This window comes from Janthinobacterium sp. GW821-FHT03A03, assembly GCF_059421435.1.
In genome coordinates this window covers 178,323-194,431 of sequence record NZ_JBWKUZ010000006.1, presented here as the reverse complement: position 1 = coordinate 194,431, position 16,109 = coordinate 178,323, and the positions used below count along the sequence as shown (strand labels likewise).

Sequence of the window (16,109 nt, the reverse complement as noted above, 5' to 3'; positions counted from 1 at the left end):
GATGATATGCGATGGGACAATCACATGGTAGGGGCGGCGGGCCGCCCCGTAGGCGCACAGTTCCGGACAAAAAAACAGAGTACAGATGGGGCGCGGGCGATTTGCGTCGCGCCGGCAAGGTCCCTGATTTATGATGCAAACGAGGGCAGTGCAGCGTGCATGCCGGATCGTGAACGGGGTAGAACATGGAGCAAGAAGACGGAATCGACGCGGCGCTGATAGCGTTGCTGGCGCTGCTGTGGCAGGCGCGCCAGGAAGCGCCCGGGAAACCGTGGTCGCTGGCCAAGCTGGCCAAGCGGGCAGGGGTACAGATGAGCACTTTGTTGCGCCAGCTCAATGCGCTGTCCAGCGCGGGACTGGTGACACTCGCCACGGCGGAGAGCGGCGGCGGCAGCGCATCCTTGAGCGCGGCGGGCGCCGAGCTGTGCGCCAGCGTCTTTGCTGCACCGTCAGCGGATTAGATCGCGTCTGTACTCTATCGCCCGGCGCCGGACTGTACCTCCTGGCCTGCCCCCATTCGCCCTATGCTACGTCCTGACGTATGCCTATCGAGGGGAAGCACCATGAACACCATCCTGTATCCGCAGCCGGCGCTCCGGCAGCCAGACCATATTGAACCGTGCGTGGACATGCTGGGCCGCCCCCTGACGGACTTGCGCATTTCCGTCATCGACCAGTGCAACTTCCGCTGCACGTATTGCATGCCGGCCGAACTGTACCCCGGCGATTACCCGTTCCTGCCTTCGAGCGAGCGCTTGTCTTTCGAGCAGATCGAAACGATGGCGCGCGCCTTCGTGCGCCTGGGCGTCGATAAAATCCGCATCACGGGCGGCGAGCCGCTGCTGCGCAAGAACCTGGAACAGCTGATCGAGCGCCTGGCGCGGCTCGCCACGCCGGACGGGCGCGCCGTGAGCATCGCGCTGACGACGAATGGCAGCTTGCTGGCGGCCAAGGCGCGCTCGCTGAAGGAGGCGGGCCTGGAGCGGGTCACGGTCAGCCTCGACAGCCTGGACAACGGCATTTTCCAGCGCATGAACGGCGTCGATTTTCCCGTCGAGAAAGTGCTGCACGGCATAGCGGTGGCGCAAGCCGTGGGCTTGCACCCCGTGAAGGTCAACATGGTCGTGCAGAAAGGCGTCAACGACAGCCAGATCGTGCCGCTGGCGCGCCATTTCCGCCACACGGGCGTGATCCTGCGCCTGATCGAATTCATGGACGTGGGCGGCATCGGCGCCTGGTCGCGCACGCATGTCGTCCCGTCGGATGAAGCGCGCGCGCTGATCGCGGCAGCATTTCCCCTCGTGGCGCTGGGCGAAGGCAAGCCGATCTCGCACGAGACGGCCAGCCGCTACAGTTATCTCGACGGCGGCGGCGAAGTGGGCTTCATTTCCAGCGTGTCGCAGCCGTTCTGCGGCGACTGCAGCCGCGTGCGCGTCTCGTCGGACGGCAAGCTGTTTACCTGCCTGTTCGCCCAGGACGGCCTGGCCCTGCGGCCCCACCTTGATCCTGCGCAAGGCCCGGGCGGGCTGGAAGCGCTGTTGCGCCGGCACTGGCAGCGCCGTGGCGACCGCTACTCGGAAGTGCGCGGCGCACTGGCCCAGGCCGGCGGCGGCCAGCGCAAGCAGTATCGCACCGTGCGCATGTCGCTGGTGGGCGGATGATGGGTTTATAAAAACTCGGTGATCAGTTTACCGAGCAGAATAATGGCCTGTTCCACGCCCGCGTTCCACGGATAGCTGTAGTTGAGGCGGATGCAATGCCTGTAGGCCTGGCTGACGGAAAACATGCGTCCCGGTCCCACGGTGATCTTGCATTCCAGCGCGCGCCGGTACAGCTGCATGGCGTCGACCTTGCCCGGCAACTCCACCCACAGCACATAGCCGCCCTGCGGTTGCGAGACCTTGGTGCCGGCAGGAAAGAAGCGCTGCACGGCGGCGGCCATGATGCGCGCCTGCTGGGCATAGGCCTTGCGGATGCGGCGCAGATGCTGTTCGTAGCCGTCGTTCTGCAGGTATTCGGCGATGGCCAGCTGCGGGAACGAGGAGGTGGTGAGCGTGTTGAGGAATTTGAGTTCCTCCACCTTGCCGCGGTAGCGTCCGGCCAGGGCCCAGCCCACGCGCTGCGCGGCGCTGAGGCTCTTGGAAAACGAGGAACAGTGCAGCACCAGGCCCTTGCGGTCGAACGATTTGAGCGAGGACGGGTGGGCGTCGCCGTAATACAGTTCGTTGTAGACGCCGTTTTCGATGGCGGGCACGTCGTGCTGCTCCAGCAGCTGGACCAGGGCCCGCTTGCGCTGGTCCGACATCTGGAAACCCAGCGGATTCTGGAAGTTCGGCATCACCATGACGGCGGCGATCGCTTGCCGGGCCATGATGTCGGCCAGCGCTTCGATGCAGATGCCGTCATACGGATCGGTGGACACCTCCACCACCTTCATGCCCAGCCGCTCGACGGCCAGCAGCATGGCGTAGAAGGTGGGCGATTCGACGGCGATGGTGTCGCCCGGCCTGGCCACGGCTTGCAGGCACAGGTTGATCGCTTCCGTGGCGCCCACGGTGACGATGATTTCGTCGGGATCGACGGCCAGGCCGTTTTCCAGGTAGCGGCGGGCGATTTCGCGTATCAGTTGCGGGTTGCCCGGCGGCAGGTCGTCCGTCACGCTCCAGTCGCGGTTGCGGCGCGCCACGGCGCTCGCGTACTGGTTGATGCGTTCCCACGGGAACAGCGAAGGATCGGGGTAGGGCGAGCCCAGCGGTATCGCCTCGTGCAAGCCGATCGAGCGCAGCGTCGACAGCACCAGGCGGCTCACGTGCACTTCGGCCGGCACGGTGCTCGGCTGCGAGGCCTGCATGCACAGGCCGGCAGCTTCGCCGTCGCCGGCGCGGGGCCGCACGAAGTAGCCGGACTGGGGCCGGCTTTCGATCACGCCCATGCTTTCCAGCTTGACGTAGGCGCGCAGCACCGTGGTGATGCTCAGCTTGTGCTGCTGGCTGGTCTGGCGCACCGAGGGGATGCGTTCGCCGGGCAAGAGCACGCCTTGGGCGACCAGTTGCTCGATGTCGCCGACGAGCTTTTCATACAGTTTCATGCGATGTTGTCCAGTGGTTCAGATCTTGCTCTACGTCATTGCATTATCGTTTAATTCATGCGGGCGCGCCCCTGGTTTGTTGCAATTTATCACTATTGGTATGGAAAGTGGTGCTTTGAATAAGCTTGCATGCCTTTGTTGTTGAAATGAAAGAGCCATTCGGGCAGAGCTGGTTTAAGATCACGGTGAAGACGCAAGAGCAAAGACGCGACGGCTATTGCGCAGCGCATGCGGGCCGCCAGCAGTTCGGCCGCGACATCGCGGTGACCATGGGCATGCTGCGGCAAATGTCTGGCGTGGGCGAGGACGGCGTTGCCAGTACGCACAGGCCGCCCGATTTTTCCACGGCGCTGTCGTCGGCGATCTGTTTCCTGCCCAGTCTCGACGCCTTGCAGAAAATGGACATTTCGCCTGCGGACCCTGGCCAGGCCCGCTTGCCCGTACAATTGCCCCTTATTTACTTTCTTACCAGGAGTCTTCCGATGCGTATCCCTACCAAACCACTGTTTTCCGCCCTGATCCTCGGCAGCGCCGTCCTGTGCGCCTCCGCTTCGGCCGTCGGCCTGGGTTTCCTGGCCGATACGCCGATGGCTTACCTGAACAAGAATGACAAGCCCGTCTTCGTGAAAGCCGTCACTGACGTCCTGAACGAGAAAAAGGATGGCGAAACGGTGCAATGGAGCAATGAAGGCTTGCGCAATTCCGTGCGCATCGCCGCCGAGATCACGGCCAGCGACACGCAAAAGACGGACGCGCAAACGTGCCGCAAGGTGCAGGTAGGCTTGAGCGCCAAGGGCCAGGAACAGACCCTGAAGCTGAAAGTGTGCCAGGCCGGCACTGCCGCCTGGAAAGTGGCGAAGAGCTGATCGCCCGTGCCTTTCCTTGCCGGTCCTGCGCCGGCAAGGCGACGACTTTCTCATAGCTAAGTCTGGCAGCGGTTAGAATCACGCTTTACCCTCACTTTTGTCACCTGCATGCAGCAAAGCCGCCTTCTGTTTTTCCGCCTGGCCAGTCAGTTTCGCCGCTACGGCGCCATCGTTGCCGCCACCTTGCTGGCCGTGGGCGTCGCGTCCGCCACCGATGTATTGCTGATCCGCCAGTTGCAAAACGTCGTCGACGCCATGCGCACGACGGCTAGCACGCAGGTCGCGCCCGTATCCGGCGTGATGGGCATGCTGCAGGGCTGGGTCGACCGTTTTCTGCCGGCGCAGGCGGGGCAGGTGGATATCTGGGTGATCCCCGCCACCATCCTGGGCCTGGCCGTGCTGCGCATGGTGTCCAGTTTTGCCGGCGACTACGGTTCCGTCTGGCTATCGAGCCGCGTGCAGGCCGATTTGCGCGAAAAGATGTTCGCCACCATCATGCGCCTGCCCAGCCGTTTTTTCGACACCACCACCACCAGCCTGACGCAGTCGCGCGTGGCCTTCGACGCCAGCCAGGTGTCGCAGGCGGGCTTGAACGTGCTCAATGTGATGGTGCGCGATTCCGTCGCCACCATCGGCTACCTGATTTTATTGTTCAGCATCGACGTGAAACTGGCCGTGTTCTGCATGGCGTCGATGCCCATCGTGGCCGTCGTCGTGACCCTGGCGGGGCGCCGCATGCGCCACCTGAGCAAGAGTTCGCAGCAAGCCGTGGGCGAACTCACTTCCGTGCTCGACGAAAGCATAGGCGGCCAGCGCGTGGTGAAAATCTTCGGCGGCCAGGATTACGAGCAGGCGCGCTTCGTCGACGTCGTCAAGCGCAACCGCCAGCTGGCCGTCAAGCATGCTGCCACCTCGGCCATGAATTCCGGCTTCATCATGATGCTCGTCGGCATTACCCTGTCGTCCGTGATCTACTTCGCCATGCTGCGCGCGCAAAGCGGCGCCATCACGCCGGGCGCTTTTGTTGCCTTCATGGGCGCGCTGATGGCGATGCAGTCGCCGATCAAGAATTTGACGAAAATCAATGAGCCGCTGCAGCGGGGCCTGGCGGCGGCCGAGTCCGTCTTCGGCCTGATCGACACGCCGCTGGAGCCGGACCCGGGCAGCATCGCCCCGGCGGCCGTGCAGGGCAATCTGTCCCTGCAGAACGTGCACTTCCGCTACAACAGCGACGATCCCGATGCGCCCACGGCCTTGAGCGATATCACGCTCGACATCCGCGCCGGCGAAACGGTGGCCCTGGTGGGCGGCTCGGGCGGCGGCAAGACGACCTTGCTGGGCCTGCTGCCGCGCTTCTATGACGTCAGCGGCGGCCGGATTTTGCTCGACGGCGTAGACTTGCGCGACTACGCGCTGCTGGCCCTGCGGCGCCAGTTCGCCCTCGTCAGCCAGGATGTGATTTTGTTCAACGACACGATGGCGGCCAATATCGCCTACGGCGACCCGGCCCCGGACCAGGACAGAATCGAAGCGTCGGCGCGCGCCGCCTACGCCCACGACTTCATCATGCAGTTGCCGCAAGGCTACGAAACCCAGGCGGGCCAGAACGGTTCGCGCCTGTCGGGCGGGCAACGCCAGCGCCTGGCCATCGCGCGCGCCCTGTACAAGGATGCGCCGATCCTGCTGCTGGACGAAGCGACCAGCGCGCTGGACACGGAATCGGAGCGTTCCGTGCAGGCGGCGCTGGAAGTGCTGATGCGCAACCGCACCACCATCGTCATCGCCCACAGGCTGTCCACCATCGAAAGCGCCGACCGCATCGTCGTCATGCAGGGCGGCCGCCTGGTCGAGTCGGGCAGCCATGCCGACCTGCTGCGGCAGGGCGGCGCGTATGCGCGGTTGCATGCGAGCCAGTTGTCGCCCGTCAAGGATGGCGCGGCCTAGACCCTTAGAACACGTGAATTTCCTGTAATACCAGCCTGGCGCCCTCCACGCGAAAGGTGGCAGTCAGATCCGACCAAACGCCGTTCAGGGGCAGGGAATGGCGCGCTTCGGCGATCACCATGCCGCCATCCTGGCCGTCCGGGCGTTCGACGCAGCGCTCGTGCGGCGTGCCGCTGGCCAGCGCCGCCGGGGTGACCCGGTAGACCCGGCCATCCGCATACGGCTGCGGCGAACCATAGCCTTCGATCACAGCGCGCAGCAGCGCCGGCGTCCAGCCGTAATACGCGTCGTGCGCCGTGCGCGCATGGGCGCACGCGTAATCGCCGCGCGCGAGGTCGGCGATCCAGGCATCGATGATGTCCAGTATCTGGGTGTCGCTCGGGGCGGCTGGCAAGTGCATGGCTTTCTTTCGTGACGGGGGAAAACGTTGCTTTCCATTATGATGGCAGCCGCACAATATCATTGCAACGGAACACAATGCACACACCACAGACGACGCGCGCGGCACTGGCCGCACTGTTGGGCATGGCCCTGGCCTTGCCGCTGGCGGCACAGGAACAGCCGGCGGCGCAGTCGCCAGCGCCAACGCCAACCTTGCAGGAGGAAGACCACACCATGTATCTGGATGAAAATTTCATGCCCAGCAATCAGCGCCGCGCCGCGTATGCGCTGCGCACGCCGCCCGTGCGCGACGAGGCGCTGGGCGCCTGGCATGTGCGGCTCGAATTTCCCGACACGCCGGGCGTGCTGGCCTTTGAAACCTATGCCACGGACCTGGATTTGAGCCAGATCAAGTTCGTGCGTTTTCGCAAGTATTACTACGAAAATGGCCAGTTGCTGCGCGAAACCTACTTCAATGCCCAGGGCGAGGAGCTGCTGGGCGGCTGCGTGTACTTCGAGAATGGCCAGATCCAGCAGAAGGTGACGGCGCTGCCGAACGGGCGCGACAGCATCTCGGAAACGTATCACAAGAACGGCCAGCTGATGAGCCGCACGCTGTATCACGGCGACGAGATGGCCGATGGCGAGCACGTGTCGTATGGCGCGAATGGCGCCGTCAGCAACCGCTCGTACCGGCGCAATGGCCAGATGGATGGCCTGGAGGAATCGTTTTATGCCGATGGCAAGCTGTTCCGAAGGGGACGGCACGTCGATGGCAAGCGCGAGGGCGAGTTTGTCATGTATGCCGAGGACGGCAGCGTGCTGGCCCGGACCGTGTGGGTGCACGGCCAGCCCGACGGCTGGTCGTTTGAAAGCCATGGCAATGGCGTCGTGTCGAACAGGACGCTGTACCGGAAAGGTGCCGTGCTCAGCTTGCAAACGTGGGGCCCGAATGGCCGGCCCATTTTTGCGTGGCAGAAAGACGAGCAGGGGCGCGACCACGGCGACACGACGGACTGGCATGCCAACGGCGTGCGCGCCAGCGTGACGCCGTTTGTCGAGGGCCGGCGCCACGGCTTGCTGCAGACCTGGTACAGCGACGGCAGCCTGCGGCAGATCGTGCCTTACGAACACGGCAAGAAGCACGGCGTCGAGCGCCAATGGGACAAGACGGGCAAGCTGGTGCTGGAGCAGGCCTGGCACGATGGCCAGCCGGTGGCGGCGCAGTAGGGGGCCGCATGCCATATCGACTGACCATACGGACCCTGCGCCTGGCGCTGCTGGCGGCGCTCCTGACGGTGCTGCCGCTGGCGGCGCAGGCGCAGGCGCCGGCTGGCGGCACATCGTTCTATGACAGCGGCCGGCTCAAGCAAAAAGTGACCCTGCTGCCGAACGGGCGCGACCGCATTGCCGAGACCTACCATGAGAATGGCCAGCTGATGAACCGCATCCGCTACCACGGCCAGCAGATGGCCGATGGCGAGTATGTGTCGTATGGCCCGAATGGCAAGGTGAGCAGCCGCGCCTTCCTGAAGGGCGGCAGGATGCATGGGCTGCAGCAATTGTTTTACGCCGACGGCAAGCTGTTCCAGCGCAGTCATTTCATCCATGACCAGCAGGATGGCGAGGCCGTCACCCTGGCGCCCGATGGCAAGGTACTCGCCAGCATGATGTGGCGCAATGGCGAGCCCGACGGCTGGTCGTTTGAAAGCCATGACAATGGTCAATTGGCGCAGAAGGCGCTGTACCGCAAGGGCAAGTTGCTGCGCATGCAGAAGTGGGGCGCCAACGGCCAGCCGGCCATTGCCTGGCAACAGGATGCGCAGGGGCGCGAGCAGGGCGACCTGACGCAGTGGCATGACGACGGCGTGCGCGCCCAGGTCACGCCCATGCGCGACGGCCAGCGTCACGGCTTGCTGCAAAGCTGGTACGCCGACGGCAGCCTGCAGCAGCTCGTGCCGTATGTGCACGGCAAGAAGCACGGCGTCGAGCGCCAGTGGGACCCGTCCGGCAAGCTGGTGCTGGAACAGGCGTGGCAAGCCGGAGAGCCAGTGTCCATGCGCTAGGAGCCGCCCGCCTTTGCAGGTATCATGCAGGGATTCCGGTCCGCCAGCAGGCGCGATGCCGGATCTGATAACTGGAGGCAACGGTGGTGGAAGCGGAAGTATCGGCGATGGTCAAGGCGCAAAGCCTGGCCTTGCAAAACATGCGTGTCGTCATGCGCGCGGCGCAGCGGCACTCGGCGCAGATCGAGAAGCAGTGCGGCGTGTCGGGCGCGCAATTGTGGGTGATGCAGGAATTGCTGGAGCTGCCGGGGCTGCGCATGGGCGAACTGGCTGCCAGGATGTCCATCCACCAGACGACGGCCAGCAACCTGGTCGATGCGCTGGTGAAAAAAAGCTATGTGCGCAAGGCGCGCGACCAGCCCGACCAGCGCGTGGTCACGCTGACCCTGACGGCCGAAGGCCAGGCCGTCATCGCCGGCGCGCCCCAGCCGGCACGCGGCTTGCTGCCCAGCGCCCTGGGCCAGCTCGATGCCGACAGCCTGGCGCATCTGAACCGGGGCTTGAGGGCCTTGCTGGCCGTCGTCGCCCCCGATGACCGCAAGGCGGGGCTGCAGCCGTTTCCTTTCACCATGTAGGGCTAGCGTGTGGCTGGACCACACTGTTAGCCCTTATCATCGGCGCTATCGCAGCGTTGATGAAAGCATGCATTGAAGATACTCAATTCCGTTCTGCTGGCCGCCGTCCTGGCCGGTTCACCTTTTTCCATGGTCTATGCCTTGGCCTCCCCAGCCTTGCCTGCCGAGCCGTCGCCGGCCATCCTGTATTTCGACGCCGACTACCAAGCCGTCGAACGTGCCGCCGCCATCTACGAGCAGCGCGCGCCGCTGCGCCACGATGCGGCCCGCCAGGCCTGGCATTGGCAGCTGCATTTCGCGCAGCCGCCAGGCAAGCTGCACATGGATGCCTGGCTGCGCGACGCGGATACGACGCGGCTCAACTATGTTCATCAGCGCAGCGTGTATTTCGCCGATGGCCAGCTGGGCCTGCTCGAAGAGCGCAATGGCGAGGGCGATTTCGACGGCGTCAACGTCGCCTGGTACGCGGATGGCACGCTAAAAAGCCGCAAGGCTTACCGCGACGGCGAGTACGAGGGCTTGCATAGCCACTACCATGCAAATGGCCAACTGAGCCGTGAATTGCGCTACCAGGCGGGCCAGCCCGCCGATGGCGAGTACCTGAGCTTTGACGAGCAAGGCCAGGTCAGCAACCGCGCCCATTTTGCCGATGGCGTGCTGTCGGGCGAGGCGGAGGCGTTTCATCCGAATGGCCGGCTGGCCGAGCGGGGGATGTATCTGGACGGGCAGCGCACCGGCCTGCATCAGGCCTGGTGGCCGGACGGCCGCGAAAAATCGCACCTCCATTACGTGCATGGGGAAAAGCACGGCCTGGAGCGCAGCTGGGCCGAGGATGGCACGCGCACCGTTTGCGCATGGCAGGACGGCCGCTTGCTGCGCCCCTGCAGCCATTTCTAGTTCGGCGGCGCCGGCAGCCGCTGCAGCTGCAGCTGCGCCAGCGCCCCGTACAGCGGTTCGCTGAGCACGCGCGAGACGGTGCTGGCCACCACGGCGCAAGCCATCAGGCTGAGCACCATGCCGTGGCCGTCGACCATTTCCATGACAATGATGAACGCCGTCAGCGGCGCCTGCGTGGCGGCGGCCAGGAAACCCACCATGCCCAGCGCGATCAGGGCCGGTGCATGCGGATAGTGCAGCAATTGCGCAATGTCATGCCCGATGCCGGCGCCGATGGCCAGCGACGGCGCGAAGATGCCGGCCGGCACGCCCGACCACACGGTCAGCCACGTCGCCACGTATTTGAAGGCGACAAAGGCCGGCGCCGCATCGCTGGAACCTTCGAGCATGGCGCGCGTGGCCACGGTGCCGCTGCCGAAGGTGGCGCCGTGGCTGGCGATGCCGATGGCCGCCACCAGCAAACCGCAGGCGGCGGCGAACAGCACGGGCCGGTGCTTTCTCCACGCCGATAATTTTCCCAGCGGATTGCCCCGGGCGGAGGCCAATAGCAGGCGCGCGAACAGGCCGCCGGCCACGCCCGCCACCAGGGTCACCAGCAAGCCTGGCAGGGCCAGCGCCAGGCCGATGGGGCCGGGATGGATGATGCCGAAGTGGGTGGCGTTGCCGTGGATGGAGACGGCCATCATGCCTGCCAGCACGATGCCGGCGACAATCAAGCCGCTGTTGCGTTGCTCGGGCGAGCGCGACAGTTCTTCGATGGCGAACATAACGCCCGCCAGCGGCGTGTTGAAGGCGGCCGCGATGCCGGCCGCGCCACCGGCCACCAGCAGCGAATGGGCGCTCACCTGCGAGTGACGGGGCAGCCAGCGGCGCGCGGCCAGCATCACGCCGGCGGCGATCTGCACGGATGGCCCTTCGCGCCCCAGCGAGAGTCCGCCCAGCAAGCCGCCCGCCGTCAGGACGATTTTCGCGGCGCTGAGTTTCAGGGAGACGAACAAGGAGCGCTGCTCGGGCGCCACGGCCGGGTCCAGCGTGGCCATCACCTGCGGGATGCCGGAGCCGGCCGCGCCCATGGCGTAGCGGCGCGTCAGCCAGACGAGCAGGGCGGCGCAAGCGGGCGTCCACAGCAGGGCGAACCACCAGGCCTTGCCGTTAAAAAAGAGAAAACAATCGAGCGCTGTTTCCGCCAGCCACGTAAAGCCCACGACGACGAGGCCCGCGACGGCGGCCATGCCGACGACGACGGCGCGCGACCACCACAGGCGCGGGTTGGCAAATTCATGCTTGAAGGCAGAGGGGATGTCGTGCAAGTGCTTCATTGCGGCAAGTCCAGGAAGGGGCGCGCAAGGCGTCGGGGAGGCTTGCCATTATAAGGCTATATTTGTCCAAATGTATTTTATGTGCCTGATCCGTGGGCAGCCGGCAACAAAAGGTCTGTTCCGGCCAGGAAATCGACGAGGGCCCGCACCTTCGGCGCCAGGTGCGGCCCGGACGGCCACAGCAGCCAGCAGCCGTGGGCCGGATGGCCGTCGAGCGCGTAGTCTCTCATCACTTCGACCAGGCTGCCGTCGGCCAGCGCCGCCTGCACCGTACACTCGGGCAGCCAGGCGATGCCCCGGCCTTGCCGGGCGAAGTGCAGCCGCGCTTCCACGTTGTTGCACACCATCGACAGGGGCAAGTCCAGGGGCGCCGCGCCGTCGTCCTGGCGCAGCTGCCACGCTTCGACCCTGCCGCTGTGGCGGAAGCGGTAGTGCAGGCAGGCGTGTTGTTGCAGATCAAGGGGGTGTTGCGGCGTGCCATGGCGCGCCAGGTAGGCGGGCGAGGCCACGAGGCAGGAGCGGAACTGGCCCAGCTTGCGGGCGGCCAGGCGCGAGTCGCGCGGCGCGCCGATGCGGATGACGGCGTCGAAGCCGTCGCCGACGACGTCGGCCAGCGCGTCGGAAAAATCGAGGTCCAGCGCGATGGCGGGGTGCAGTTGGGAAAATGCGGCCAGGGCGGGCAGGAACAGGCCGCCCAGTTCCGGCAAGCCCAGCCGCAGCTGTCCCTGTGGCGCGCGCTGGCCCGCCAGTTCCTCCTGCGCCGCCTGCATTTCCGCCAGGATGCGTTCGCTGCGCGCCAGGAAAAGCTTGCCTTCCGCCGTCAGGCTCAGCTGGCGCGTGCTGCGCTGGAACAGGCGCGCCCCCAGCCGCTGCTCGAGCCGCGCCAGGCTTTTGCTGACGGCCGATGGCGAAATGCCGGCCTGGCGCGCGGCCGCGACAAAGCTGCCCGCTTTGGCCAGTTGCACGAACAGGGCCACGCCCGAGAGATTATCGATATCTTGCATGATTCATGACAGTTTGGTCAGTAGTGAAACGCATTGAAGCATATTTTTCTTTCCCGTGGGGCTGCCTACCATGCAGATTTAGCTGGGAGCATGCAATGAAGATGATCGGTTTCAACAAGGGCAGCAGCGTGGACGAACAGGACGGCCTGTTCGATACGCAGGGCGAGATGCCCGTGCCCGGCCCCCGCGACGTGCTGGTGCGCGTGCGCGCCGTGGGCGTCAATCCGCTCGACACCAAGGTGCGGGCCGGGCTGGTCGCCGTGCCGCAAGCCGTCGCCACCCTGGGCTGGGATGCGGCCGGCGTCGTGCACGCGGTGGGCAGCGCCGTGACCCTGTTCGCGCCGAGGCAGGCCGTGTATTACGCGGGCTCGTTCGACCGCGCGGGCGCCAGCGCCGAATACCACCTGGTCGACGAGCGCATCGCCGCGCGCATGCCGGCTACGCTCGATTTTGCGCAGGCGGCGGCCGTGCCGCTGGCGGCGCTGACGGCGTGGCAGCTGCTGTTCGAGCGTTTTGCCATTGCGCCCGGCGACAGGCGGGAGCGGGGCAGCCTGCTGGTGCTGGGCGGCGCGGGCGGCGTCGGATCGATGCTGACCCAGCTGGCGCGCCGGCTGACGGGTTTTACCGTGATCGCCACGGCTTCGCGCGACGACAGCGCGGACTGGTGCCGCGCCATGGGCGCCCACCATGTGATCGACCATGCGCGGCCCATGCCGGAGCAGGTGGCGGCATTGCACGTCGCCCCCGTCACGCACATTGCCGCCCTGTCGCACACGGCGCGCCATGTTGCGGCCTTGACGCAGATCATCGCGCCGCACGGCAAGCTGGCCGTCATCGACGACCACGCTGTTTTCGATGCGGCGCCGCTGAAGGGCAAGAGCGTGTCGCTGCACTGGGAAATGGTGTTTACGCGGCCCCTGTACGCCACCGCCGACATGCAGGAACAGCACCGCATCCTGCAACGCGTGGCGGCGCTGCTGGACCAGGGCGTGCTGCGCTCTGCCCTGCGGCAGCGTTTGTCGCCGATGGACGCGGCCACCATGCGGCGCGCGCATGCGCTGCTGGAGAGTGGCGGGCAGCCGGGCAAGATCGTCGTCGGCGCCGCGTAGCGCCTAGACGAACAGCTCGTGGCGCGCGCTCTGGCTGATGGCGATGGTGGCCGGGTGGCTCAGGCGGCGCTCCGTGGTGATCGCATACACCTGCTCGACGAGGCTGTCGACCCGGCCCAGCGCCACCACGCCATGCTGTTCGCACACCTGGGGCGCGATCACGGTGGGGGCGAAGAACAGGCCGGCGCCGGACTGGCCGAAGGCCTGCATCATGGCGCTGTCGTCGAACTCGCCGACGATGCGCGGGTGCAGATTGTGCTCGCCCAGCCACTGCAGCAGGCGGCCGTAGATGGCGAAATCCTCGCCCGGCAGCAGCAGCGGCGCGCCGTCCAGGCAGCGGGGAAAGCCGCCTTCCAGCGTGGCGGCCAGCGCCGGCGTGCCGAACAGGGTCATGCCGCTTTCGCCCAGCAGGTGGTTGTAGCCGCGCACGCTCAAATGGGACGGCATGGGCCGGTCGGCGATGATCAGGTCCAGCCGGTGCACGGCCAGGTCCGCCAGCAGGCTGGCCAGCCGGCCTTCGCGGCAGATCATGCGCAGCGGCTCGGCCAGGCCCAGCGCCGGTTCGACGAGGCGGCAGGCGATCAGCTTCGACACGGAATCGGCGCAGCCGACGCGAAACGTGGTCGTCGCCGTGCGCGACTGGTCGCGCACGATTTCCAGCAATTCGTCGCCCGTGCTGAAGATCTCTTCCGCATGGCTGAGGATGCGCCTGCCCGTCTCCGTCAATTCCAGCTTGCGCCCGCTGCGGCGGAACAGTTCCACGCCCAGGGTGTCGGCAAAGTCGCTGAGCTGGCCGGAAATCGATTGCGGCGTCAGGTGCAGCTGCTCGGCCGCGCGGGCGATGCTGCCCGTCTTGGCCACCATCCAGAAATAGCGCAAGTGCTTGAAGTTGAGCGTGGACATCGTCGATCCTTGGTTGTTGCATCGAGTTTTTCGATGTATTTCTTCATTATATTCGATTTGTTCGATGTTTCAATTGCGCCTATGATGACTGCTCATTCATGCAAGGAGAGACATCATGTGCTGGCGTAGAGATAGAGGCAGTAGCGGAGGCCGCCGATGAACGGCCTGGAGAGCATTGCAACGGCGCCCATGTGGGCCGGCTTCATCGCTTTTGTATTGCTGATGCTGGCGCTCGATTTGTTCGTCTTCGGCGGCAACAAGGCGCACAAGGTCAGCGTCAAGGAAGCGGCGACATGGTCGCTCGTGTGGGTCAGCCTGGCCCTGCTGTTCAACGGCGGCCTGTGGTGGTACCTGAACGGCACGGCCGGACCCGAGATCGCCAACCAGAAGGCGCTGGAGTTTTTCTCCGGCTACCTGATCGAGAAAGCGCTGTCGGTCGATAACGTGTTCGTGTTCCTGCTGATCTTCGGCGCCTTCCAGGTACCGATGCAGTACCAGCGCCGCGTGCTGATTTACGGCGTGCTGGGCGCGATCATCATGCGCGCCGTGATGATCATGGCCGGCGCCTGGGTGGTGAGCGAGTTCAGCTGGGTGCTGTACCTGTTTGGCGCCTTCCTGCTGGTGACGGGCTTCCGCATGCTGGTGGCGGCCGACGCCGAGCCGGACGTGGCGAACAACCCGGTGCTGCGTTTTGCCCGCCGCCACCTGCGGGTGGCCGACGGCGACCACGGCGAACGTTTCTTCGTGAACAAGGGCGGTTTGCGCTATGTCACGCCGCTGTTCCTGGTGCTGATCCTGATCGAGGTGACGGACCTGGTGTTCGCGGTCGACTCGATCCCGGCGATCTTCGCCATCACGACGGACCCGTTCATCGTCTTCACGTCGAACCTGTTCGCCATCATGGGCTTGCGCGCCTTGTACTTCCTGCTGGTGGACGTGGCTGACCGCTTCCATCTGCTCAAGTATGGCCTGGCGATGGTGCTCGTGTTCATCGGCGCAAAGATGCTGGTCATGCCGTGGTTCCACGTGCCGGTCGAAGCGTCGCTGCTGGTGGTGTTCGTGCTGATCGCGGCAAGCTGCCTGGCCAGCGTGTTCGCCACCCGCGGCAAAAAGTAAGCGGTACCGCGCGCCCCGCCACGGCGGGGGCGCGTTTCTTGAATAACAATGGAAGGAATGATCATGCGTACTTATGAAATCAATAGTCCCCAGGCAGCGGGCCGTATCCTGGCCCTGATGATGATCGTCGATGGCAACCTGGACAGCTCCGAACTGCAGGCCTTGCACGGCAGCAAGATCCTCGAACATATCGACTTGCCGCCCGCCGCTTTTCAACGGCTGCTGCAAGACCTGTGCGACGACATGCTGACCTCGACCGTGCATGGCGCCGTGCAGCTGGCCCATGGCGTGATCGACAGCCTGCTCGATGAAATCACGGACCCGGACCTGCGCCGCAAGCTGCTGCAAGCGATGTGGAAGATTGCCGACGCGGACGACTGGCTGGCCGATGGCGAAGCCGTGCTGCTGGCCCGCGCCGGCACGGCATGGTCGGCGGAAACGAACTTCCGCCAGCACGCGGCGTAATTACGCTGCCTTGTGCCCCATGGCAATGACGGCGGCGCCGGCCAGGGCCATGCCCACGCCGGCGATGTCGGTCCAGGCGGGCGTGACGCCGTCCACCAGCCACAGCCAGCCCAGCGCCGTGGCGATGTAGATGGCGCCATACGTGGCGTAGACCCGTCCGCTGGCGGCCGGATGCAGGGTCAGCAGCCACACGAAGACCAGCAGGCTGACAGCGGCCGGCAACAGCAGCCAGGCGCCGCCCTTGTTGCTCAGCCACAGCATGGGCAGGTAGCAGCCCAGCAGTTCGGCCACGGCCGTGACGGTAAACAGCCCGAAGGTGCGGGCAAGACTGGTCCATTCGATGGCGTCGCTCATGGTGTTCCTGTGATGTGGTGAA

17 protein-coding genes are annotated in these 16,109 nt (G+C 65.4%); 11 read left to right on the top strand and 6 right to left on the bottom strand.

Features of this window, described 5'->3' with window-relative positions:
* Positions 1-185: 185 nt before the first annotated feature.
* Positions 186-461, top strand: a complete 276-nt coding sequence (locus AC07VI_RS14710; protein ID WP_086145814.1) for a helix-turn-helix domain-containing protein — start codon at positions 186-188, stop codon at positions 459-461.
* A gap of 102 nt (positions 462-563) precedes the next feature.
* The gene (gene moaA, locus AC07VI_RS14705) at positions 564-1,661 is read left to right on the top strand and encodes a GTP 3',8-cyclase MoaA (RefSeq protein ID WP_086145813.1); all 1,098 of its coding nucleotides are present in this window, start codon (positions 564-566) and stop codon (positions 1,659-1,661) included.
* A gap of 5 nt (positions 1,662-1,666) precedes the next feature.
* Here moaA and AC07VI_RS14700 read toward each other — a convergent pair whose 3' ends face one another.
* On the bottom strand, positions 1,667-3,088 hold the full coding sequence (locus tag AC07VI_RS14700) for an aminotransferase-like domain-containing protein (RefSeq protein WP_086145812.1): 1,422 nt from the start codon (positions 3,086-3,088) through the stop codon (positions 1,667-1,669).
* Positions 3,089-3,234: 146 nt separating this feature from the next.
* Between AC07VI_RS14700 and AC07VI_RS14695 the strand changes: the two genes are divergently transcribed.
* Positions 3,235-3,954 (top strand): hypothetical protein, encoded by a 720-nt coding sequence (locus AC07VI_RS14695; RefSeq protein ID WP_086145811.1) that lies wholly within the window; start codon positions 3,235-3,237, stop codon positions 3,952-3,954.
* A gap of 108 nt (positions 3,955-4,062) precedes the next feature.
* Positions 4,063-5,898 (top strand): lipid A export permease/ATP-binding protein MsbA, encoded by a 1,836-nt coding sequence (msbA, locus tag AC07VI_RS14690; RefSeq protein ID WP_086145810.1) that lies wholly within the window; start codon positions 4,063-4,065, stop codon positions 5,896-5,898.
* Between the two features lie 4 nt (positions 5,899-5,902).
* Here the strand turns inward: msbA and AC07VI_RS14685 are convergent, their stop codons facing one another.
* Positions 5,903-6,298, bottom strand: coding sequence for a hypothetical protein (locus AC07VI_RS14685; RefSeq protein WP_086145809.1), 396 nt, complete (start codon positions 6,296-6,298; stop codon positions 5,903-5,905).
* 77 nt (positions 6,299-6,375) lie between these two features.
* Here AC07VI_RS14685 and AC07VI_RS14680 point away from each other — a divergent pair, with 77 nt between their 5' ends.
* The 4 genes from AC07VI_RS14680 (at position 6,376) to AC07VI_RS14665 (ending at position 9,817) form a co-directional block, all read left to right on the top strand.
* The gene (locus AC07VI_RS14680; RefSeq protein ID WP_086145808.1) at positions 6,376-7,509 is read left to right on the top strand and encodes a toxin-antitoxin system YwqK family antitoxin; all 1,134 of its coding nucleotides are present in this window, start codon (positions 6,376-6,378) and stop codon (positions 7,507-7,509) included.
* An 8-nt stretch (positions 7,510-7,517) separates the two neighbouring features.
* Positions 7,518-8,345, top strand: coding sequence for a toxin-antitoxin system YwqK family antitoxin (locus tag AC07VI_RS14675; protein ID WP_086145807.1), 828 nt, complete (start codon positions 7,518-7,520; stop codon positions 8,343-8,345).
* Positions 8,346-8,431: 86 nt separating this feature from the next.
* Positions 8,432-8,920 (top strand): MarR family winged helix-turn-helix transcriptional regulator, encoded by a 489-nt coding sequence (locus tag AC07VI_RS14670; protein WP_253251930.1) that lies wholly within the window; start codon positions 8,432-8,434, stop codon positions 8,918-8,920.
* A 72-nt stretch (positions 8,921-8,992) separates the two neighbouring features.
* Positions 8,993-9,817, top strand: coding sequence for a toxin-antitoxin system YwqK family antitoxin (locus AC07VI_RS14665; protein WP_492993205.1), 825 nt, complete (start codon positions 8,993-8,995; stop codon positions 9,815-9,817).
* Here AC07VI_RS14665 and AC07VI_RS14660 read toward each other — a convergent pair.
* Together AC07VI_RS14660 and AC07VI_RS14655 are read right to left on the bottom strand one after the other, a co-directional pair.
* Positions 9,814-11,136 (bottom strand): chloride channel protein, encoded by a 1,323-nt coding sequence (locus AC07VI_RS14660; protein ID WP_492993207.1) that lies wholly within the window; start codon positions 11,134-11,136, stop codon positions 9,814-9,816. The genes AC07VI_RS14665 and AC07VI_RS14660 overlap by 4 nt on opposite strands.
* Positions 11,137-11,213: 77 nt before the next feature.
* Positions 11,214-12,140 carry a LysR family transcriptional regulator gene (locus AC07VI_RS14655; RefSeq protein ID WP_492993209.1) on the bottom strand — a complete coding sequence of 309 codons (927 nt, stop codon included), beginning with the start codon at positions 12,138-12,140 and terminating at the stop codon, positions 11,214-11,216.
* Between the two features lie 95 nt (positions 12,141-12,235).
* Here AC07VI_RS14655 and AC07VI_RS14650 point away from each other — a divergent pair, with 95 nt between their 5' ends.
* Positions 12,236-13,249, top strand: coding sequence for a zinc-binding alcohol dehydrogenase family protein (locus tag AC07VI_RS14650; RefSeq protein WP_492993211.1), 1,014 nt, complete (start codon positions 12,236-12,238; stop codon positions 13,247-13,249).
* A gap of 3 nt (positions 13,250-13,252) precedes the next feature.
* On the opposite strand, the gene nhaR is transcribed toward AC07VI_RS14650, so the two are convergent.
* Complete coding sequence (gene nhaR, locus AC07VI_RS14645; protein WP_076570497.1) at positions 13,253-14,152, bottom strand: transcriptional activator NhaR; 900 nt, start codon at positions 14,150-14,152, stop codon at positions 13,253-13,255.
* 156 nt (positions 14,153-14,308) lie between these two features.
* Here nhaR and AC07VI_RS14640 point away from each other — a divergent pair, with 156 nt between their 5' ends.
* Positions 14,309-15,268, top strand: a complete 960-nt coding sequence (locus AC07VI_RS14640; RefSeq protein WP_492993213.1) for a TerC family protein — start codon at positions 14,309-14,311, stop codon at positions 15,266-15,268.
* Between the two features lie 63 nt (positions 15,269-15,331).
* Positions 15,332-15,733, top strand: a complete 402-nt coding sequence (locus tag AC07VI_RS14635) for a tellurite resistance TerB family protein (protein ID WP_226936208.1) — start codon at positions 15,332-15,334, stop codon at positions 15,731-15,733.
* Here the strand turns inward: AC07VI_RS14635 and AC07VI_RS14630 are convergent, their stop codons facing one another.
* On the bottom strand, positions 15,734-16,087 hold the full coding sequence (locus AC07VI_RS14630) for a YnfA family protein (RefSeq protein ID WP_086145802.1): 354 nt from the start codon (positions 16,085-16,087) through the stop codon (positions 15,734-15,736).
* Positions 16,088-16,109 lie beyond the last annotated feature (22 nt).